This is a genomic window from Spirosoma aerolatum (genome assembly GCF_002056795.1).
GTDB classification, from domain to species: Bacteria; Bacteroidota; Bacteroidia; order Cytophagales; family Spirosomataceae; genus Spirosoma; species Spirosoma aerolatum.
This window is the reverse complement of record NZ_CP020104.1, coordinates 117,596-140,152: the sequence shown is the minus strand read 5'-3', so window position 1 is coordinate 140,152 and position 22,557 is coordinate 117,596. Positions and strand designations below refer to the sequence as shown.

General features: G+C 48.4%; 16 protein-coding genes. 12 read left to right on the top strand and 4 right to left on the bottom strand.

Going from position 1 to position 22,557, the window contains the following annotated elements:
* Positions 1-89: 89 nt before the first annotated feature.
* From B5M13_RS00575 to B5M13_RS00550, 6 genes are all read left to right on the top strand, one after another.
* Positions 90-1,901: an acyl-CoA dehydrogenase family protein gene (locus B5M13_RS00575; protein ID WP_080053815.1), complete on the top strand. Its 1,812-nt coding sequence runs from the start codon at positions 90-92 to the stop codon at positions 1,899-1,901.
* 245 nt (positions 1,902-2,146) lie between these two features.
* Positions 2,147-2,485: a PadR family transcriptional regulator gene (locus B5M13_RS00570; protein ID WP_080053814.1), complete on the top strand. Its 339-nt coding sequence runs from the start codon at positions 2,147-2,149 to the stop codon at positions 2,483-2,485.
* On the top strand, positions 2,482-5,181 hold the full coding sequence (locus B5M13_RS00565; protein WP_218919471.1) for an ABC transporter permease: 2,700 nt from the start codon (positions 2,482-2,484) through the stop codon (positions 5,179-5,181). Before B5M13_RS00570 ends, B5M13_RS00565 begins: the two co-directional genes overlap by 4 nt.
* Before the next feature lie 9 nt (positions 5,182-5,190).
* Positions 5,191-5,919 carry a YqjF family protein gene (locus B5M13_RS00560; protein ID WP_080053813.1) on the top strand — a complete coding sequence of 243 codons (729 nt, stop codon included), beginning with the start codon at positions 5,191-5,193 and terminating at the stop codon, positions 5,917-5,919.
* An 88-nt stretch (positions 5,920-6,007) separates the two neighbouring features.
* Positions 6,008-6,490 carry a GyrI-like domain-containing protein gene (locus B5M13_RS00555; RefSeq protein ID WP_080053812.1) on the top strand — a complete coding sequence of 161 codons (483 nt, stop codon included), beginning with the start codon at positions 6,008-6,010 and terminating at the stop codon, positions 6,488-6,490.
* 112 nt (positions 6,491-6,602) lie between these two features.
* On the top strand, positions 6,603-7,769 hold the full coding sequence (locus B5M13_RS00550) for a Gfo/Idh/MocA family protein (RefSeq protein WP_080053811.1): 1,167 nt from the start codon (positions 6,603-6,605) through the stop codon (positions 7,767-7,769).
* Between the two features lie 77 nt (positions 7,770-7,846).
* Here the strand turns inward: B5M13_RS00550 and B5M13_RS00545 are convergent, their stop codons facing one another.
* Positions 7,847-9,775, bottom strand: a complete 1,929-nt coding sequence (locus tag B5M13_RS00545; protein WP_170061071.1) for a sensor histidine kinase — start codon at positions 9,773-9,775, stop codon at positions 7,847-7,849.
* Between the two features lie 695 nt (positions 9,776-10,470).
* Between B5M13_RS00545 and B5M13_RS00540 the strand changes: the two genes are divergently transcribed.
* The 6 genes from B5M13_RS00540 (at position 10,471) to B5M13_RS00515 (ending at position 18,126) form a co-directional block, all read left to right on the top strand.
* Positions 10,471-12,765 (top strand): TonB-dependent receptor, encoded by a 2,295-nt coding sequence (locus tag B5M13_RS00540; protein WP_080053809.1) that lies wholly within the window; start codon positions 10,471-10,473, stop codon positions 12,763-12,765.
* A gap of 77 nt (positions 12,766-12,842) precedes the next feature.
* Complete coding sequence (locus tag B5M13_RS00535) at positions 12,843-14,231, top strand: HmuY family protein (protein WP_080053808.1); 1,389 nt, start codon at positions 12,843-12,845, stop codon at positions 14,229-14,231.
* A 57-nt stretch (positions 14,232-14,288) separates the two neighbouring features.
* Complete coding sequence (locus B5M13_RS00530) at positions 14,289-15,161, top strand: heme/hemin ABC transporter substrate-binding protein (RefSeq protein ID WP_080053807.1); 873 nt, start codon at positions 14,289-14,291, stop codon at positions 15,159-15,161.
* A gap of 5 nt (positions 15,162-15,166) precedes the next feature.
* Entirely contained in the window at positions 15,167-16,270 is a 1,104-nt protein-coding gene (locus B5M13_RS00525) for a FecCD family ABC transporter permease (protein WP_080053806.1), read from the top strand.
* A gap of 11 nt (positions 16,271-16,281) precedes the next feature.
* Positions 16,282-17,076: a heme ABC transporter ATP-binding protein gene (locus tag B5M13_RS00520; protein ID WP_080053805.1), complete on the top strand. Its 795-nt coding sequence runs from the start codon at positions 16,282-16,284 to the stop codon at positions 17,074-17,076.
* A 24-nt stretch (positions 17,077-17,100) separates the two neighbouring features.
* Positions 17,101-18,126 (top strand): hemin-degrading factor, encoded by a 1,026-nt coding sequence (locus B5M13_RS00515; RefSeq protein ID WP_080053804.1) that lies wholly within the window; start codon positions 17,101-17,103, stop codon positions 18,124-18,126.
* A 72-nt stretch (positions 18,127-18,198) separates the two neighbouring features.
* On the opposite strand, the gene B5M13_RS00510 is transcribed toward B5M13_RS00515, so the two are convergent.
* The 3 genes from B5M13_RS00510 to B5M13_RS00500 all read right to left on the bottom strand — a co-directional run bounded on the left by B5M13_RS00510 (position 18,199) and on the right by B5M13_RS00500 (position 22,534).
* Positions 18,199-18,696: a heme-binding domain-containing protein gene (locus B5M13_RS00510; protein WP_080053803.1), complete on the bottom strand. Its 498-nt coding sequence runs from the start codon at positions 18,694-18,696 to the stop codon at positions 18,199-18,201.
* Positions 18,697-18,760: 64 nt separating this feature from the next.
* Positions 18,761-19,483, bottom strand: a complete 723-nt coding sequence (locus B5M13_RS00505) for an ABC transporter ATP-binding protein (protein ID WP_080053802.1) — start codon at positions 19,481-19,483, stop codon at positions 18,761-18,763.
* A 30-nt stretch (positions 19,484-19,513) separates the two neighbouring features.
* Complete coding sequence (locus tag B5M13_RS00500; protein ID WP_080053801.1) at positions 19,514-22,534, bottom strand: tetratricopeptide repeat protein; 3,021 nt, start codon at positions 22,532-22,534, stop codon at positions 19,514-19,516.
* Positions 22,535-22,557 lie beyond the last annotated feature (23 nt).

Here is a 22,557-nt window from a genome sequence, read left to right as displayed (position 1 = left end):
TAAAAAATCAATAGTATGCTTGCATACTATTTTTGAAATGATTTTATTTGTTTCGAAATAGTATGCAAGCATAACAAATTCCCTGACACATGATTGCGACAGAACCTAAAGCCTCAATCAAAGGGGGCGAATTTCTGATAAAAGAAACCGAAGCCTCCCAGGTATTTATTCCCGAAGAATTCACCGAAGAACAGCAGATGATTGCGGCTACATGCCGTGAGTTTCTGGAACGTGAAATTTGGCCTCGGCTGAACGAAATCGATAACGCCAAGTCGCCGGAGCTAATCTCATCGCTCATGGACAAAGCCGGTGAACTAGGCCTTTTAGGTACGTCGGTACCTGAACAATACGGCGGCTTCGGTACTAATTTCAATACATCCATGCTAGTAGCCGAAACCACTGGCGCTGGACATTCATTCTCCGTAGCTCTATCAGCTCATACCGGTATTGGCACGCTACCTATCGTTTATTACGGCAACGAAGACCAGAAATCGAAATATCTTCCCAAGCTGGCTAGTGGTGAATGGAAAGCCGCTTACTGCCTGACCGAGCCCGATTCAGGATCAGATGCCAACTCAGGAAAAACGAAAGCAATACTAACTGAAGATGGTAAACATTACGTTCTGAATGGACAGAAGATGTGGATCACCAACGGTGGTTTTGCGGACTTATATATTGTATTCGCCAAAATCGAAGAAAACGGCCAGACGGATAAAAATCTGTCAGCATTCATTGTAGAGCGTACCTACGAAGGGATTACGATGAATGAACCCGAGCATAAAATGGGGATCAAAGGTTCAGACACCCGTCAGATTTTCTTCAACGATGTGAAAGTACCCGTCGAAAACCTATTGTCGGAACGCGGCAACGGTTTCAAGATCGCGGTAAATATTCTGAACATTGGCCGAATCAAGCTGGGTATTGCGGCTGTTGGCGGTTCAAAAGAAGTGATCAACAACGCAATTCGCTACGCCAACGAACGAAAGCAGTTCAAAACCGCCATTGCCAACTTCGGGGCCATTAAGCATAAGCTGGCCGAAATGGCTATTAAAGTGTATGTATCCGAAACGGCCTCGTACCGGGCTGGCCAGAACATCGACGACCTGATCGAAGACCTGAAAGCCAATGGCATGGAAGATGGGCCCGCAAAACTGAAAGCGCTTGAGCAGTTCGCCATCGAATGCGCGATCATGAAAGTGCACGGCTCCGAAACCCTCGATTATGTCGTGGACGAAGGCGTTCAGGTCTACGGCGGTATGGGCTACTCAGCCGACGCGCCAATGGACCGGGCGTATCGCGATGCGCGCATCAACCGGATTTTCGAAGGCACGAACGAGATCAACCGCATGCTCATCGTTGATATGCTATTGAAACGGGCGATGAAAGGTGAACTTGACCTGATGGCACCCGCCATGGCTGTTGCCAAAGAAATCATGTCGATTCCAGACTTCAGTTCGGATGAGGAAGAAGGCGTGTTCGTTGCCGAGAAAAAAGTGCTCAAAAACCTGAAGAAAGCCGCCTTGATGGTTGCCGGAGCAGCCGTTCAGAAGTTTATGATGACCCTGTCGGACGAGCAGGAAATCCTGATGAACGTGGCCGACATGGCGATCGAGATCTATGCCGCTGAGTCGGTATTGCTCCGGGTGGAAAAACTGATCGGCACCCAAGGCGAAGAATCCGTAGTGCTACAGAAACAAATCGCGCTTGTCTATCTCCATGAAGCCGTTGAAAAAGTAGCCAGTGCCGGACGGGCAGCCGTTACGTCGTTTGCCGAAGGTGATGAACTTCGTGGAATGCTTATGGGCCTGAAACGGTTTACCAAAATTGACCCCATGAATCGTAAAGATGCCCGCCGTCAGATTGCCGACGCTATGATTGCGGAGAACAAATATATTTTCTAATCATCAGCAGCTAAAGTTCAACGGGCCGACTCTGTTTCAGGGTTGGCCCGTTTGTGTTTATGCGCCTTTTGAATCTGCCTTTTCCCATAAAAAATACGTTCTACTCCTGTACAAGGCCGGACAGCCTGTGTCCGCTTACGGACATTGGTTCAACCACAAAACCGGCTCTATTGAGCAGAAAAGCCCATTTATAAAGTTGGCCACCTATTTGCTATACAAATGAGTAGGATACTATTTATGTACGTATGAAAGGTGCTCAACTAGGCGAGTTTGAAGAGCTTGTTTTGCTGACGATTGCCTTGCTCTATGATAATGCCTACAGCGTGGCTGTCATGGAAGAGCTTAGCAACCGACTAGAACGCCCTATGAGTCTGGGGGCTGTTCATCGTACCATGCAGCGACTCGAAGAAAAAGAACTGGTCCAGTCACGGTTTGGCGAATCGACAGCCGAACGGGGCGGACGACGTAAACGGCTCTTTACCGTAACCGCTGCGGGTGAACAGGCGTTGCAGGAAGCGCGTAAAATTCGGAACGACCTCTGGGCCGATATACCTAACGCTGCTTTTGGAGGAAGCCTGGCATGAAGTCAAGACGAACAACGCATAATACCGTTCAGAACGTGAAGCCTCCTCGCTGGGTAAACTGGCTGATGGAGCGTATCACCGCTCCGCATTTACGCGAAGAACTGCAGGGCGATATGGAAGAGCTTTTCCATAGACGTGTCAGTCGTTACGGCACCAACAAAGCCCGATTTATGTATGCCTGGGATTTCCTACTGCTCGTACACCCGAGGCTCTGGCGACCCGAACCGGAGCCTACGTTCAAACCTCGTTATACGAAATACAGTGACGTTTCTAAACCCTTATCGTTTCATCCTGTCATGATCCGCAATTATTTAAAACTCGCTTTTCGCAATCTGATTAAATACAAGGGGTATTCGGCCATCAACATTGCCGGGTTGGCTGTTGGTATGGCCGTAACGATGCTGATTGGCATTTGGATCCAGGACGAAGTATCGGCCAACAAGCATCATAAAAACTATGAAACCCTTTATCAGGTTAAATTCAACCAAACCTTCGATGGACAACGGGGCACGCAGGACGCTATCCCGTTTCCATTGGGCGACGAATTAAAAGCCAAGTATCCCGATTTTAAAGCCGTGGCAATGTACCAACGGTCAGAAGGCAATCGCTCGTTGATTGTGGGTGATCAGAAATTCCTCAAAAACGGCATTTACATTGGCCAGGATGCCATTGACATGTTTTCACTAACCGTCCTGAATGGCGATAAAAATCCACTAAAAGAACCTTATTCGATCGTCCTTACGGACGAAACGGCCCGAACGCTTTTCGGAAATCAGGACCCCATTGGCAAGATTGTTCGAATCGACAATTCGGTCGATCTGAAAGTAACAGCCGTAGTTGCCAAACAGCCTGCCAATGCTACGCTACAGTTTGATTATTTATTGCCTTGGCAATTGCAGGAGGCCCGCTATGACTGGGTAAGAAATAAGGCAAAAACCGACTGGCGAAACAACGATTGGGGCGTCTTTGCACAGCTTAAAGAGGGCATCGATCCGGCACAAACCAACGCAAAAATTAAAGATGTAATACTAACCCATTTAGCAGCCAACGACCCCACGTCGAGAAACCAGGTCAAGCCCGAAATATTCCTGCATCCTATGGCTAAATGGCGGCTTTATTCAGAGTTTACGGAAGGGAAGAATACCGGAGGCTTTATTAAATACGTCCGACTGTTTGGCATTTTTGGCCTGTTTATTCTGGTCATTGCCTGTATTAACTTTATGAATCTCAGCACGGCCCGTTCCGAGAAGCGGGCGAAAGAAGTGGGGGTTCGAAAAGCGGTGGGATCGGGTCGTGAGCAGTTGATCGGGCAGTTTTTAAGTGAGTCTATCCTGATTGCAGGTATGGCATTGGTCATAGCCGTAGTCATTGTTCTGGCTGCGCTGCCTTTTTTCAATACACTCACGGAGAAAGCCATGACGATCGAATTCGGAAATCCCCTGCTCTGGGGCGGCACACTGGCTTTTACATTATTTACCGGATTGTTAGCCGGTAGTTATCCAGCTCTGTATCTGTCCTCCTTCAGTCCAGTGAAGATTCTCAAAGGGACTTTCCAGGCTGGTAAAGGCGCTACATTACCCCGGAAAATTCTGGTTGTCGTTCAGTTTGCCTTTTCTATTTCCCTGATGATTGGAACCATTATCATTTATCAGCAACTGGAACATGGCAAAAACCGCCCGCTTGGTTTTACGAAAGCAGGCCTTATTTCGGTTAACTCGTCTAAAAGTTTACTTGATCATTACGACGCCCTTCGGGACGAACTAATGGCTACGGGCGCCGTATCCTCTATTTGTAAGACCAACGCCCCGCCTACACAATGGTGGAGCAGTAACAGTGGCTGGAAGTGGAAAGGCGCAAACCCCGCCGATGAATCCGTCATTTTTACAACCATCGCGACCAGCTACGACTACACCAAAACAATGGGAATCAAGCTCAAAGAAGGGCGGGATTTTTCGAGAGAATTTGCGACCGATTCGGCAGGTGTTATTTTGAACGAAGCGGCTGTCAAACGCATGGGTCTGAAACACCCTGTTGGCGAACGAATGCGTTGGGCAAATAGAGACTGGACCATTGTTGGCGTAGTCCCCGACATCGTCGTCGAATGGTCACCCTACCGCGCTGTTGCTCCGATGACAATTATCTTTGCTAAAGATTGGGTTAATTTTATCGACCTGCGCATCAATCCGGCCATGTCCCCTTCCGCAGCTATCGACAAAATCAGACCCATTTTCGATAAATACAATCCCGGTTTCCCGTTCGATTATCAGTTTGCGGATGTCGAGTACGCCAAAAAATTCCGGTACGAAGAACTCGTCGGTAATCTTTCGGCTGTTGTCTGCTTATTGGCCATCTTTATTTCATGTCTGGGTCTGTTTGGGCTGGCTTCGTTTATTGCCGAACAGCGTACCAAAGAAATTGGCGTTCGGAAAGTATTAGGGGCCAGCATCGCGAATCTGTGGGGATTACTATCGAAAGATTTTGTTCAGTTAGTTATGATTGCCTGCCTGATCGCTTCCCCTATTGCCTGGTATACAATGAATCAATGGCTGGAAAGCTATACTTACAAAATAACGATTCATATCGGCGTATTTGTAGGCGTATTAGCCATAGCTTTGTTAATCACCTTATTGACGGTCAGTTACCAGGCCATTAAAGCTGCATTATTAAATCCGGTAAAGACCCTGAGAAGCGAATAAGAACTTAATATGGCGAAGAAACGAACGTTTCTGCGAGCAGAGTGGCGTAATTTGTTGATGCTCAATTATGAAGTAGATCCAGCCATACTGATTCCGCATTTACCCCCAGCTACCGAGCTAGATTTCTGGCAGGGGAAGGCGTTGGTCAGTATGGTTGGCTTTCGATTTCTGGAAACGGCCGTTTTAGGAATAAAATGGCCCTGGCACACCAATTTTGATGAAGTTAATCTGCGTTTTTACGTTCGGCATTTCGATGGTCAGCAATGGAAACGGGGTGTTGTGTTCGTTAGCGAAATCGTGCCCAGACCTATCATCGCTACTGTAGCCAATGTACTCTATCATGAGCGCTACCGGGCGCTACCTGTACGCCATACTATCCAGCCACTTGATGCTCATTCTCAGTCTATTCAATACGAGTGGAAAGCCAAAGGCCGCTGGAATAAACTGGGTGCAACGGTGAGTACTGATTTACAGGTTATGCCGCCGGAGAGTGCCGAAGCGTTTATTTTTGAACATTACTGGGGGTATAACAAACTGAGCGACCGGAGTACTCATGAGTATCAGGTCGAGCACGTTTCCTGGCAAATTGCCGATGTTCATAATGCCTATCTGGATGCTGATGTCGCCCACTTATACGGGAACGAATTCGTTCCCTTTCTAGCTCAACCTCCACATTCAGCCTTTTATGCCGATGGTTCGCCTGTTTCGGTCCGAATTGCCGGTAAACTCCATACATAATTAATTTAATCGTTGCCAACCCTACTGACATAAGGCTGTCACTACGAAGCATGATCTTTGTTGTGATCATTCACCAAAACAACAAATCATGACAACGCAACTGTCGATACCCGAACATGCACTGGCGATTACCGAAACACAGCCCTTCACCGCCCTTGGCTTCACCACCCGCGCGACCCTACAAACCCTCTCGCAGCATGCACCTGGGGTAGCCGATAGTTTATACAAGGAAGCGAACCTGTTGGGTTTGACAGTCACTGGCCCAATTCATTGGCTTTACACCGATGTCAACGGCGACGAAACCCATGAATTCCAGTTAGAGATTGTCTTGCCCATTGCGCAACCGGGAGCCCCATCCGACCACTTTTTCTACAAAGACTATCCTTCCTTTCGATGTGCCGCGTACACCTATACGGGTCCCTGGAGCGATTTTGGTGCGGTATATGATGCGCTATTCGGTCAGTTTTATCGGAACGGTTATCAGAACGATGGGCGCGTTCGTGAGGTGTACACGGTTGTCGACCTTCAGAATCAGGCCAACTGCGTAACCGAGATTCAGATTGGCCTTTAGCTAATTAGAGCCGTTTTCCCCTAAACAACTCCGACCCGAAGCTGGTAGAAAACCTGACTTCGGGTCTTTGTTTAAGGCTCAGTAACGTACTGGGTTTACCAACCGGCTATTCATGAAAAAGCAATCCTCTACTTCCCGACGAGATTTTCTACGCAACTTAGGTGCCGGGGCATCGGCGCTCTCGCTTCCAATGCTCGGTTATGCCGATAATGAATTTGTAAAAAACGAATCCAGTGGCCTGTATTCATTACGGCCAAACGCTTTGGGACAGCCCGGCCGCAAACTAGGAATTGCCCTGGTTGGGCTCGGCTATTACAGCACCAATCTTCTGGCACCAGCATTGCAGCAGACTCAAAACTGCCGTTTAGCCGGAATAGTAACGGGTACTCCTTCAAAAGCCGAGCAATGGATGCAGAAGTACAACATCCCCAAAGCGAATGTGTACGACTATAAAACCTTTGATCGTATTGCCGACAATAAAGATATTGATGTAGTGTACGTGGTGCTTCCTAACTCAATGCACGAAGAATATGTAATACGGGCAGCGAAGGCGGGCAAACACGTCATTTGTGAAAAACCCATGGCGATTACCGCTAAAGAATGTCAGAATATGATTGATGCCTGTAAGAAGGCAAACAAACAACTGGCTATTGGCTATCGGCTTCACTATGAGCCCTTTACCAAAGAAGTGATGCGACTAGGACAGGAAAAAGTATTTGGCGCCGTTAAATTCATCGAAAGTAGCGACGGGTTCCGCAGTGGCGATCCGAACCAGTGGCGGCTGAAGAAAAGCATGGCCGGGGGTGGCCCACTTATGGATGTAGGCATCTATGCCGTACAGGGCGCCCGCTATGTGACGGGAGAAGAACCGATCTCCGTAACGGCTCAATTTGCCCCAAAAACTGATCCACAGAAGTTTAAGGATGTTGAGGAAACTATGTTCTGGCAGTTTGAATTTCCGGGAGGTGCCGTTTCAAACTCCACCACCAGTTATGCGGCCGGTGTTGAACGGCTCTATGCTTCCTGTGAGAAAGGCTGGTTCGAATTATCGCCCGCTTTTGGCTACGGCCCGCTGAAAGGTCGCACCAGCAAAGGACCGATTGAACAACCTGTGGTAAATCACCAGGCAGCGCACATGGACGGCGTTTGCAAAGACCTTCTGGACGGCAAAAAATTACCCGATCACGTTACCGGCGAAGAAGGGCTACGCGATGTCCGGTTGTTACAGGCCATTTATCAGGCTGCCGAAACAGGCCGAAAGATCAACCTGAAAGCGTAAAATCGACGTTTACCATTCGTCAAATAATACGGCCCTGCCTAAGCAGGGCTTTTTTTTTCTATGCTTTCCCAGACAGTTTAGAGGTAGTTGTTACCCGGTAATACGAGGGTGAACCGAGTGCCACCCTCCGCCGAACTCTCCACCCTGATCTTTCCTCGATTTCGATGCGTAAACTCACTCACTAGAATTAATCCTAAACCCCGATTGGATTCACTCAACTGACCATCCTTAGGATGCGCCAATACCGACCGTACCGACGATAACTGGGCGGAGCTCATTCCGGGTCCCGAATCCCATACCTCAATACTGACCTTGGAGGCCTCCTGAATAGTAGCCTCAATCGTAAGTCGACCTGGTTGCCGATCCATCGCCTTAAGCGCATTGGCCACCAGGTTCCGTAAAATTAACTCCAGCGCATCGGGGTCGGCATACACCTGAAGCCGGTCGGAGCAACGCACAGTAAAGACAACCGAATCAGAGTAAGGCAGGCTCTCAAACAGGCTCACCACTTCCCGCAGCTTGGGCGCCAACAGTAGCAGTTGTGGTTGGTAAGGTAGCTCCTGTCGTTGGGCTAGAGCCCAGCGCAGCAAATTGTCGAGCATAAGCTGGATGCGAGCTCCGGCTTCATCAATTGCCTGAGATAGTTTTTCTATAGCCTCATAGCGCTGGTTTTTCAGGTAATAGCTCACTAGTTCGTTCATCCCCTGGAAGGCATGCATGGGTCGGCGCAGGTCGTGAGCGATGATGCTAAAGAAGCGTTCTCGAGATTTATTGAGGGCTTTCAGTTGGTTATTGGCCTGATAGAGTCGGTATAACAGAAACCCAACGATGACCAGCACAGCCGCTACAATCAGCAGCAGGAGTCGGGTTTGTTGCTGTTGTTGTTGCAGATAAAGGATTTGTTGCTGTTTGCGTTGGTCTTCATAGCGGGCTTCCAGTTCGAGCATCTTTTCGTCATTCTCGGCCAACAGAATCCGATCATTGTAATGCTGAATGCTATCAGCCAGGCGATTGGCCTCAACATAGTCACCCTTTTGCATTAACAATTGCCGGTACTTGTCATAGGTATCTTTTATGGGTATATGATGCTTAACCGGTTTAGTTTGGGAAAGCAACGTTATCACGTTCTGGCACAAGGCAATTCCCTCATCGGTTCGCCTGAGTTTATAACAATAGCCCGCTAGATTTTGACTTACGACTGTCATTTCCCAGAACTGAGCTGGCTTTAACTGCCTAATAAGCTGTTTACTCTGTTCATAGGCTAGGTTATACTGGCCATGCAAATAATAACAATGAGCTTGTAAGCGACTAAACTGTACACGGGCATAGCTGCAGGAAGGATTCTTATTGATTATTTCGAAGGCTTGGTCAAGGGTTTGTTGCATGAGGGCTATTCCCTTCTCAGTCAGTATAGCCCGATCCCAGATATACACCAATTTGGCCACCAGAAGATCATGCGGATCGTGGGTAGTAGCTAGAATCTGATCAATTTGGGCTAAATATTCCTTGCTGACCTGCGTCTTGGAGTGCACCTTATATTGATAGTTTTTTACATTAATAAGCACTAACAAACCATAGGTATTTAAGAGGCCCGATTGATCACCAAGTTCCTGAAAGATCTGGAGAGCCTGATTAGCGTATAACGTCGTTTGCCCACGATAGTCCAGATAGTAATGGGCAAAGGCACGGAGATATTGATAAGCTGCATCAGCCGTCCGATCGTGGTATAATTTAGTCAAGCGGCTAATCTCAGGTAGGTATTTCCCAACCTTATCATGATACTCCCAACAGTACGTACGCTCTAGTACAATCAGGTTCCTGAGTCGATTCAAGGATGGGGTAGGGTTGAGCACTAGCCAATGCTCCAGGCTATCTGGATTAGTAATCGGGTGGGTATCAGCAAATTTGAACGACTGAGCGCTGGCAATCCCTCCATTTAACCCTACAAAAACCAAGAGGACTATGAAGTAGGTGGAGGTTAATCCACCCATAGACTTGAGTTTCATGAGCACTAGCTTTCGTCTATCAGGCAAAAGAGGGCTAAATAAAATAAGCATGTAAAATATTGATTCTGAGTGATTTGTAGAAAAAAAAAACGGTCGTTCCCCTTGTGGCTCACTCAGAATTGACGAAACATAGATTTTTATGCAAATTATCGGGCATGAAACCCGATTAAATAATCAAAGTAAGCTTTCGTAGTGGCAACCTTTGCTAAGACGTTAACGCGATAAGTGCCCAACTACCGACCTCCCTATTTCCATACTAGCCCCGTTTTGCTGTATAGACCCAACTATAGACTATGTAACAATTAAACCTGTTTGGATACATTTACAACAACCACTTCTTATATAAAAGCTAAAGTACAAAACTTCAGATTAACTGCACGCACAGATCAGTCTCATTGAATCTCCTATCTAAGACGATCGTGTTCCCGTCTCGTGCAAACGACGACTATATGCCTTTCCGCAGAACTACCCCATATCCGTTGGCTTGGGCAAATAAATTTAGGTACAGCTAAGCCCTGACGAAACGTGTACGATTATGTCAGTATATCCAGTTTAGTAACAACAAAATTTATTAAGACAAATTCTAAATAATATTTGATAAACCCACCTATTATATTTTATCTTTGTCCATTGTTTTTAATTAGTCTATTTAATAATAGAAATTTGATTACGGCAAGCCATTGACTACCTGGATCATGAAACAAGTCTGTACGAATAGCTTTCTTCAATTGTGCTTGCTGATCTTATTAAACTCATCTGTAGTCTGGGCGCAGAACCATACGATCAAGGGTACTGTCTTACTGGCCGACGGTACGCCGGGCGCATTAGCTACTATTCAGGTTATTGACGCTCCCAAAGGCACGACAACCGACGAAAAAGGACATTTTACCTTATCGGAACTCGCTCCGGGGAAATATCATCTTCAAATTTCAATGATAGGCTATGCAACGCTGCAACAGGCTATTATGCTACGAGACAATCAGCCCGTTCAATTCACGGTTAGACTACAACCTGCTACCAGCCAGTTGAATGAAGTTATCGTGACTGGACAGTATGAACCCCAATCACTGAAGAAATCGGTGTACAATGTCCGGGTGATTGATAGTGAACGCATTCGTTTGCGGGCGGCAACGAATGTGATGGGCGTTCTGAATAACGAACTGGGCTTCCGATTTTCCAACGACCTTACCTTAGGCACTACCGATGTACAACTGATGGGGATGTCGGGCCGCAACGTCAAAATCTTGCTGGATGGCCTCCCTATGGTTGACCGGGGCGATACACGGGAAAGCCTAAATCAGATCGACATCAACAGCATCGAGCGGATCGAAATTGTCGAAGGCCCTATGTCGGTTTCGTATGGCTCCGATGCGCTGGCGGGGGTTGTCAATATTATCACCAAAAAACCAGGCCGCGAACGGCTAAGTGTTACCGCACGCATTCAGGAAGAGACAGCCGGTAAAGAGTACAACGTACTCACCAACCAGGGACTACACATCCAGAATGCTGGAATTACCTGGCAAAAGAAAGGCTGGAACGCATCGGCCGGAGTCACCAATAATACGTTTGGTGGCTGGCAAGGTCTATCGGAAGGACGAGTAAAAGACTGGCTACCCAAAAATCAGCTGTTTGGTCATGGGAAAATTGGTTATCGTACCGAACACCTCAATATCTATTACCGGCTGGATGCGCTCAAAGAAGACTTACTGAGCCAGGGGGCTGAAAATAGCAACACCCATCAGGCTCGCGACCAGAAATACATCACCAATCGATATGTTCATCAACTACAGAGCGACTGGAAAGTAACCGATCGGCTTCAGTTCAATGGGCAGGCTTCGCTTACGGATTATCAGCGCCGTACACAAACGACTATTCTGGATGTAACGACCAATCGGCGCACACTTTCATTGGGACAGGGCGAGCAGGATGTTGCCACGTTTACCAGTCAAACGTACCGGGCAACGGCTACCTATAAGGTTTCACCAGTCGTTTCACTACAACCCGGAATCGATATAAATCGGGATGCCGCTTCAGGAGACCGGATTTTAGGATCACCAGGCATCAACGATTATGCCTTTTTTGTGTCATCGACACTCAATCCAAGTACTCGCATCAGTATCCGTCCGGGCCTGCGGTTCATCAAAAATTCGGTTTACGAGGCTCCTCCGGTTATTCCTTCACTCAACACCAAATTTGCCCTTACCCCCACACTGGATTTGCGTTTAGCCTATGCACGCGGTTTTCGCTCACCCGCTCTACGAGAATTGTATTTCAATTTCTTCGACGCCAGCCACTCCATCCGAGGCAATCCGAATCTGAAAGCCGAAAACTCGAACAGTTTCAACGGATCGCTGGTCTGGCAGGCGATGCCGAAAGCCAAATCGACACTGGGCTTTTTTTATAACGATTTTAATAACCTGATCACTTATGGAATCGATCCCAGCGACCCTCGCATTACGACAAACATCAATATTGACCGATTCAAAACAATGGGCGTTACGCTGGAAAACGTCTTTTCCTGGAAGGCACTTCAGGCAACAGTAGGTTTTTCATACATCGGTCGGTACAACAATCTACTCACCGGAACAGATACCACGACCTATGTAGAAGGCAAGCTACCCACGTTCATCTGGTCGCCGGAAGTCAATACGAATCTGACCTATACACTGAAAAAACTCGGTACGAAAGTCAGCCTTTTCTATAAATACACGGGCAAACGACCCAGCTACCTGGCAACCGCCACTGCCGACGGTCATGTTTCGGCAGTATTGACCGAAATAGCCGCTTTCCACTGGGCCGATCTTACCCTGACCAAGCCCATTACCAGCTACCTGACACTGACTACGGGGGCCAAAAATCTCTTCAACATTACCCGCCTGTCGAACACCTCAACCGACACGGGTGGCGCCCATAGTTCGGGCGGACCATCGCCTGTCAGCTACGAACGTTCCTACTTCCTGGGCCTTAGTTTTCAATGGTCTAAAAACTAATCAACCACTGGCTACACCTAACCCATAATACGCTATCACTCAGCTACAACACAAGTCTACCAAACAGTTTACATCCCATGAAAAAAGTCCTTGGCTTCGTATTCCTTATAACGGTTAGTGCCTTAAATGCCTGTAAAGAAAGCGACCCTCCGCTACCCGACAATCTGGTGCAGTTTGAAAGTACCGAACAGGGTATGGATGCAGCTACACAATCGTCAACCATTAAGCTGAAGCTGTCTCGGGCGGTCGATGCGGCTACCCCCATAACTGTTCAGGTAACCCCCACTGGCATCACCTATGGCACTCAGTTTACGACCACCCCGGCCATCACCAACAATACCTTGTCGTTGACTGTACCAGCCGGAAGCAGTGAAACCTCGTTTACAATTACTAAAGCCAATTCAATTTTTCTGAGCGGTACAGAAACCATCGATTTTGCCATTACTTCGGCTGGTAACCCGGTTTTGGTCGGCACGACGAAATCCCTCAAGGTTAAATTCACATCCATCATATCAACAGGTACTACGCTCACACTCGATGGTGGTACAGGAGGCTCCAGTGCTGTTAACTCCGTATTTGTGGATTTAAGTAATAATGCGGCTACTTCCATCCGGCGGGACAGTTGGGATTTGGGCTTTTATTCCGGTGCCGATTTCCGCGTGATTCTGAACAATACGACCGGAGCAGCGGCTATTGCCCTGGCCAAAAATGACTTGGCCCAGGTGACGGCTGCCGACACGGCTGGCTTATCATTGAGCGTAGGAAACTTTGATCCGGCTGGTTTGAAATGGGTCGACGATGTATCGGGCGATCTTACCAAAACGGTTATTGCGAGCATTTCGGCTACCGATGCCGATAACAAAGTGTATATCATCAATCGGGGCACCAGCGGATCAACACCTGCCAAGGGCTGGGTAAAAGTTCGGATACTTCGGAACGGAACAACAGGTTATACGCTACAATATGCAGGTATCAAAGAGACGACCTTTAAGACCGTGTCGATTACAAAAGATGACGCGTATAACTTCAAGTATATATCATTCACAACGGGCACAGTAGTCGATGTTGAACCGGCAAAAGCACGTTGGGATATTGAATGGAGTGGTGGGATCTACAAAACCAGCGATGGCACCAATGATATCCCCTACTACTTTGCTGATCAGGTCTATATCAACGTCTTAGGTGGAGTTACGGCGGCCGAAATCCTTACCAGTACGGTTTCGTATGATGCCTACGCTGACAGCAATATTGCCACCACTACCTTCAAGAATGACAAATACGTGATTGGTTCAAACTGGCGCGTAGCGAGCCAAACCTCAACGGGTGTTCGAACCGACCGATTCTATGTGGTGAAGGACGCTGCGGGCAACGTTTACAAGATCAAGTTTATCAGCTTCGCTTCACAGGATGGTGGCGAACGCGGCAAGCCCAAATTCGAATTCAAGCTGGTTAAAAAAGTTTCTTAAACCCATCATACCGAAGGCGCTAAGTCGACGTGACCGTTTCCTTTTACCATACTCGCAATGAAACAACTACCCTATGTCATACTCTGCCTCGGTTGTTTGCTGGGAATTTTAGCCAGCCACCAGGCCGTATCAATGCCTGAAAACCCAAAAGACGACCCCATTCGGATTGTTTCGCTGGATGGCACAGTCAGTGAAATTCTGTGCGATCTGGGTCTACAGGCACATCTGGTTGGTGTTGATGTAACCAGCACCTATCCCGAATCCTTGCAGAAACTCCCGAAAGTCGGCCATAATCGGAACATATCGGCCGAAGGGGTTATCTCGCTGAAACCAACTCTTGTCCTGACGTCGCAAAATGCAGGTACTAAACCCGAAGTGATCGATCAGATCAGATCGGCGGGCATCAAGGTGATTACGTTTGGACAGGACTATAGCATTGCCGGAGCGAAAAAACTGATTCAGGATGTAGCCAATACCTGTCAGGTTCCTTCGCGCGCCAAACCCCTGATCAAAAAACTAGATACTGATCTGGCGCAGGTCAAAAAAGCGACCGGCAATCCGAAAGTCCTGTTCATTTATGCCCGGGGAACAGGCACCATGATGGTCTCAGGTCGGGGAACACAGGTCGATAAAATGATTGAATTGGCCGGAGGGACCAATGCCGCATCCGACTTCGAGAATTACAAGCCCCTCACTGCCGAAGCCCTCGTAACGGCCAACCCCGATGTTATTCTGCTATTCGACAGTGGTCTTGAAAGCCTGGGCGGAGCAGCTGGCTTGCAAAAAGTGCAGGGTATTACGCAGACGAATGCGGGTAAGGCCGGACACATCATCGGCATGGATGGGCACTTGCTAAGTGGGTTTTCCCCACGTTTAGGTAAAGCGCTACAGGAATTAGCCCAGAAAATCAGTCAAAAACCTAAGGCCTAAACCCGATGGATACCCTTACCGTGGTTCGTAATCCTCCGTTGAAAACAGGGGTCTCGCCATCGTCGCTAAAACAATCTATCAATCCCTGGCTGATGCCAGTCTTACTTGGTGGGTTAGTGGCAACCGTCGTTTTTTCGGCAGGGATTGGTGCTGTACGCGTGTCGCCTTACGAAATCCTGTTAATTATAGCCCGGTCACTCGGCTACACCGTTGCTGTTGACCCGACAAAGGAAGCCATTCTTTTAGCTATTCGATTGCCACGCGTTTGTGTGGCCGTCTTGATTGGCGCTGGCCTGGCTATTTCAGGCGCTGCGATTCAAGGGCTTTTTCGAAATCCGCTGGCCGATCCGGGTCTGATCGGCATTTCATCAGGAGCATCGCTGGCTGCGGTGACGATGATCGTGCTTGAAGTGAGTTTTTTTCAGAAGTTAAGCGGTATGCTGGGGCTGTATGCCTTATCGGTGGTAGCCTTTTCGGGCGCCTGTACGACCGCTTTTCTGGTGTACCGAATTGCGCGAATAGCCGGGAAAGATATCATCACAACCATGCTACTCACGGGTATTGCGATCAATGCGTTATCGGGTGCGTTGACGGGTATTATGACCTATCTGGCTACGGATGAGCAACTTCGCAATATTACCTTCTGGAGCCTGGGCAGTCTGGGTGGTGCTAGCTGGACATCGGTTCTGGCCATTTTACCCTTTACGATCATTGCGCTGGTTGGCATTCCCCGTCTGGGCAAATCGCTGAATCTGCTGGCGCTGGGCGAAAGCCAGGCGAGTATGCTGGGCGTGAACCTTAAACTTGTCAAACGGCAGGTCATTCTTTTCTCGACACTGGCCGTCGGCACCTCAGTAGCCGTTGCGGGCATCATTGGATTCATCGGGCTGGTGGTTCCCCACCTGATTCGGATGGGTGCCGGGTCCGATCATCGACGTGTCTTGACCGGCTCTGCGCTGGGTGGCGCCATCATTCTGACACTGGCCGATTCTCTTTCCCGAACGCTGGTGGCGCCCGCTGAACTGCCGATTGGCATACTGACGGCTTTAGTTGGAACGCCCGTCTTTTTATGGATTTTATTTCGGGAACGACGTCGTACCCTTGCCTAAATCACCAAACTATGCTGGAAGTCAGAAATCTTTCCTATCAGATTCGGAGTCGAAACCTACTCAACAACGTTTCGTTTCAGGCCAAACCGGGTGAGTTATTGGCCATCGTAGGCGCAAACGGAGCTGGGAAATCGACCTTGCTGAAGCTGTGTACCCGTGAGCTAAAACTCTCTGGCGGATCCGTTAACCTTCATGGGAAGAACCTGGAAGCCTATTCGGAGAAAGAACTTGCTTTGTTTCGGGCGGTACTGCCGCAGCAAAATGCCGTCGTTTTTCCATTTCTGGTTAGCGAGCTGGTGCTTATGGGCCGTTATCCTCATTTCGATTTCCATCCCTCCGAACACGATTATCAGGTGGCCGAACTGGCCCTGAAAAAAGTAGGGATGTGGGAATTTGCCTCCCGGGTCTTCACTACGTTATCCGGTGGCGAACAGCAACGCGTACAATTAGCACGGGTACTGGCGCAAATCTGGGACGCATCAGAGGGCATTTTATTTCTAGATGAACCCATAACAGGGCTCGACCTGCTTCATCAGCATCAGCTACTGGAGATTGCCCGCGAATTCACGCAGAAAGGCTTTTGTGTCGTTGTCATCCTTCACGATCTCAATCTGGCCGCTCAATATGCCGATCAGATCGTCATGCTCCGTGCGGGGTATATAGAAGCCATCGGCACACCGCAGGAAGTGATCACCGTCGATACGATCCAGCGCGTGTTTAATCTGGCAGTCTGGCTCGTCAGCCATCCTGAGCTTGACTGCCCCATGATCGTGCCACAGCAACATCAATTTTCTGAACATAACTGACCAATTCAAATCCTCCAATAACAAATGATTACAGCACAAAGCCTGAAAGAACGCTGGGCTACCTTTAAACAAGAAAACCCTAAAACCAGAATTCGGGATGCCGCCAACCAACTGGGAGTCAGTGAAGCCGAATTAGTAGCTACGCAGGTTGGCGATACGGTCCAACGGCTGGAAGGCGATTTCCGCCAACTGCTCAAAGATGTGCCGACGCTCGGTTATGTCATGGCCTTGACACGTAATGATAATATTGTTCATGAGCGTAAAGGCGTCTACGAAAAGGTATCGTTTAACGATCAGACCGGCTTGGTTCTGGGACCCGATATTGATCTGCGCCTATTCATGTCGCACTGGCATTTTGGATTTGCGGTCAACGAAAACGACCGCAAAAGCCTACAATTCTTCGATCAGGATGGGCAGGCCATCCATAAAATTTACATGACCGACAAATCGGATGTAGCTGCCTACGAAGCACTGGTTCAGATATACCTCGCTGCCGATCAAACCGCTCCCGTCGTTACAGTTCCATACCCTGAAAAAACGAAGGATATTAACAACGAAGATATTGATGTACAGGCCTTTCAGGCAGATTGGCTAGCGATGCAGGATACGCACGAGTTTTTCGGATTATTGCGTAAATACAAACTCGAACGGGAACAGGGTCTACGCATGGCCCCCGAAGGTTATGCTGAGCCAATTTCTGTCGATCAGCTTAAAAAACTATTCGAGACGGTCGCCCAGCGGGAGTTGCCGATTATGATTTTTGCATCAAGCCCCGGCTGTATTCAGATCCATACAGGTCCAGTTAAAAAACTGGTGAGTATGGGCCCCTGGTACAACGTACTCGATCCTGAATTCAATATGCACCTGCGGGAAGATCAGATCAACAGCATCTGGGTAACGCGCAAACCCACGAAAGATGGCATTGTGACGGGCCTGGACTTATTCGATAAAGACGGCAACACCATTGCCCTAATTTTTGGAAAGCGTAAACCCGGCGTTCCTGAAATGCAGGAATGGCAAAACATAGTGAACGAAACCATTGCCGCCTGACTTCTCTAAACCCCTAAAAATCCAGAAGCCCTAACTGTGACTAGTTAGGGCTTCTGGATTTTATCAGATGAATTAATGCTCTTCGTGATGATGCTCATGCTCCTCTTCTTCACCTGCCGGAGCCGGAATCTGATTTTTCAGACCCTTAGACCAATCGGCCAGTAATTTAGCATCTTCGGGGCTGACTTTGGCATCGCCGTGAATCCACAGATATGAACCAATGGGCATCGAACCTTCCGTGACAACCTCCTCTACTTCATCTAGTTTATGCCGGGCTCGTTTGGGCTGATAAGTGGCAAACTCCGAGAAATTCAATTCTCGTTTACCTTCATCAATGTGATGGCTTAACCACCAGGCTACAGGCTGAATGTTATTGTACCAGGGATAGGTCGTATTGTTGGAATGACAGTCGTAACAGGAACGTTTCAATACCGTCTGTACATTAGCAGGTACGGCATATTTTGTAGTAATATCGTTGGGCGACATACCCGAAGCCTGATTCTTTTCGGGGCGGAAAAACTGGATGAGAACCAGGATCACAAGTAGGGCAATAAGAATTTTACGGACCATAGTTGTTTAGGATTACGGTTCAATATAGAAAGAAGAACCATTTCTAAATTAACTAATGGTTAAATCATTCCAGCGATTGCATCAGGGCCTGTGCTTTGCGAATGTTTGTATTCTGCCGATCCGTTTCGATCAGTCCATCGCGGAGTCGGATAATCCGATGGGCATACTCGGCAATATCTTCTTCGTGCGTTACCATAATCACGGTATTGCCTTTGCTGTGAATCTGGTCGAAGAGGTCCATAATCTCGTACGATGTTTTGGTGTCGAGGTTACCCGTCGGTTCGTCGGCCAGCAAAATACTGGGGTCGTTGACCAGTGCCCGCGCCACCGCCACCCGCTGCCTCTGCCCACCCGACAGCTCGTTTGGGCGGTGCCCAGCCCGGTTTTCGAGTCCAACATTTTTCAGGGCCAGCATCGCTTTTTCAATGCGGTCGGCTTTGCTATAACCCGCATAGATGAGTGGCAGGGCCACATTTTCGAGCGAGGTTTGCCGGGGAAGCAGGTTAAATGTCTGAAAGACGAAGCCGATCTCTTTATTACGCACTTCAGCCAGTTCGTTTTCGCCCATGCTACTCACATCCTGATTGTTCAGAATATACTGCCCCGACGTTGGTGTATCCAGACAGCCAACAATGTTCATCAGTGTTGATTTTCCGGAACCGGAAGGCCCCATAAACGCAACATATTCTCCTTTCTGAATACTAATAGTAATGGATTTGAGTGCTTCAATCACTTCGGTACCCATTACGTACCGTTTGGCAATATTGTGGGTCTCAATGATATTCATAGAATCCTGGGGCTTACTAGCAAAGCTACCTTATTGTAAGAACTTTTGACGGCTGTTTTCGATTGACGCCAGTTTTTCCTGATAAGTCCGCAGAAATGCCTGATAATCGGTAGGGTTAGCTGCATTCCGTAGTTTTTCGAGACCATTTCTGGCATAATCGAACAAGCTCAAATCCAGGCAAAGCGACACGTACGTTTTGAGAAGTTCGGCATTATCTTCGTTATAGGGCAGGGCAGTTAATACCAGATCATAGGCCCGCCTGGTCTGCTTTTGCTGCTGTTCAAACTGAGCGAACGTAGCGGCCATTTGCGCATTCAGCGGAGCCAGTTGTATCGCTTTCCGATAGGCATTGCGGGCGTTGGCGGGGTGTCGCGTACGCTCATAGGTCTGTCCTAACCAGTAAAAACGTTCGGCCTGATAATCGGGCAAAATAGGTTGCTTTGCCATCGTCTCAGCCGCTCCTACACTTCGCCGGAAAGCCGCCAGCCGAATGGCTGTTACCGTACGCAATGATAAAGCGATTGGACTAACTTTCGATGAATCTGGCAATCCGGACAATACCAACTGTGCATTTCGCCACTGCAACTGGTCAAGGAAATCGTTCGCCAAGGCAACCCCAGCCACCGATTTCAAACTGGGGTCCTGAATGGTTTCCCAATACGCCCCCCGATTGGCGTCATCGAGTCGATAGGTGGCATAAAATGCTTTTTCGAGGTCAGTTTCCGGTTTACGTTCCTGGTAATATACCTGCTTGATTGCCTGCACAGCCGGATCACCCAAGGCAGCCGTCTCCCAAAGCGACTGCGCCAATACCGGATCATTCGCCTTGGTCAACGCAATAGCCCGGTAGTAGATAGAAGTCGTATCAGAATTATAACCGAACGTTTCGGCCGCCCGACGATACAGCCCCTGCTCCATCATCCACAGCCCCGCAATAGCCCGGTAAGAAGATCCATTTTGCTGATCACCTTCGCCCAGTTGAGTCATTAGCCCGAAAGCCGCCGGATGATCATGTCGTTTGTATTCCGCTACAGCAAGCGCCAGCAGGATTTCGTCTGTAAAATCCTGGTTAGCAGGCTGAATAGACAATTGCTGCATCGTTTTAGTCAAGGCTGCATCCGTCTGTTTGGTAGCCAGTGCGTAATTGAACAAGCTCGCGAATCGTCCAATACTCAAGCCTTGACTGGCCGCCTTATCGGATAACCAGCCAGGTTGTTTCGGTTGAGTTGTGTCGGTCTGAGCTACGAGCCTGAGGGCCAGCGCATTAGCCTGATACGACTCATAAGCCGATTCTTTCACATTTTTAGCGAGCGTAGAATCGGCCTGTAGTACATTGGGATTTCGCGCATACAAGGCCAGCAAATTCGACTGAGGCACCTCATTTTGGTCGGCATGGCTCGTAGCCGCTGTGAAATAATAATAAGCCGAATCGGCCACGCTGGTTCGGGCATAGAGATACCCCAGATTATTCTGTAGCTCACCACTTTTCGGAAAAGCCCGAATGCCCCGTTGCAGGATTTTAACGGCTTCGAAGAATAAATTGGTTTGCAGATAGGTTTGACTCAATCCAGCATAATCCTGTGGGCTGGGTTGTTTGAGCAATGCCTGCTGGAAATAGAAAGCGGCTGTGGTCTGGTTATTCGTTCCCAGAGCCTGCGTAGCCAGCGCGTAATTGGATTTATGGTTTTGAAACTCCTGCTCTAGCGCTAACTGGTAAAAGGCGGTGGCCGACGCCGATTCGCCACAAGCCGTATAATAATCCCCCAGGCCATTATAATATCCGGCCACTCCTTGCCGAAACGTAATCAGTCCACCTGATGCCAGTAGAACCACAAAAACGACAATACCAACAATTCGAAACAAGCTAAGTTCCAGTCGTTTGGGTTTGTATAGGATTCGATATACCGCCAGATTTTGCTGGTAAATGGGCCAGAAATTGATAACGACATAGGCCAGGAACACCAGCCCCATCGCTAAATGAGTATACACAATGACATCCTCAAACAACTCAACGACAGGGTCGTTCGCTGTAGCAAACGCATACGCCATGGTAAGCGTAGTTAGCAATGCCAACCCTACATACAGAAAGGCCCCCGAATCACGAAAGGACATCACATCCTGCTGTTGAATCATCCGGCGAAAGCCCCAAACACCTGCGACTACCGTAATGAGATACAACAGAAAAGGGCTGATTGCCAACACATCCCAATCGATCGACCGGGTGTTTTTAAGCCAGATGAGTGCCAGATTGATCAGATACAAAAAACTGATGACGAGCAGGTTATTTATACCCAATGTCCGCTTTGAATTTCCAGGGGCACTGCCTTCTTCGGCTCGCCCAACGGAGGTAAGCCAAACCAGACCTGCCATTATTTCGGCTGCCATGAAAAATATAAAACCAGCACTATACGCCAGCAGTACGGGCATCCCGTAGCTCACAACCAGTAGGCCCGGAAACTTCACCGGCGACACAAGTGTCAACCCAGTTGCTACCAGAACCGTCAGGAGGCTAAATGCCGCCATACGTATCAGAATCGGGTAATCGGAGCGAAAAGCATGGAAATAATAACTTACTGACCCGAATAAAAACGTCAGTAGTAGAAACAGATAATTGCCACCTAGCCCCGGTACTTCGAGCATTTCCCAGCGAAAAAAGGCCAATCCCAGAATCAGAATAGCCATACTGATCAAATACCGAATCCGGTCGAAGCGGGTTACGGCGCTCAGCACCAGCACAAAAGCGATACAGATTCCCACCAGAAAAGCGGTAGCCATCTCAGGCCTAATTTGCATAGGCCCCGCCAAAAATTGCTCCGAAACAGCGTAGGCTTTCCCGTTCACGGCATAATCGAGTAAGCCATCGGAGAAGTTATAAAAGGTAATAGGTACATCGGCCAGTTCGCTCAGGACATCCCAATGGACGGCATTGCCCAAACCACGTATCCAGGCAATGACAAACAAAAACAGGCTGATAATGAATAAACTACTACTAACTAAATAGGCAAATCGATAAGACCGATTCCAATCCTTCCAGAAAAATAAAGATGACATGCCCAAGTAACGCACGTTACAGC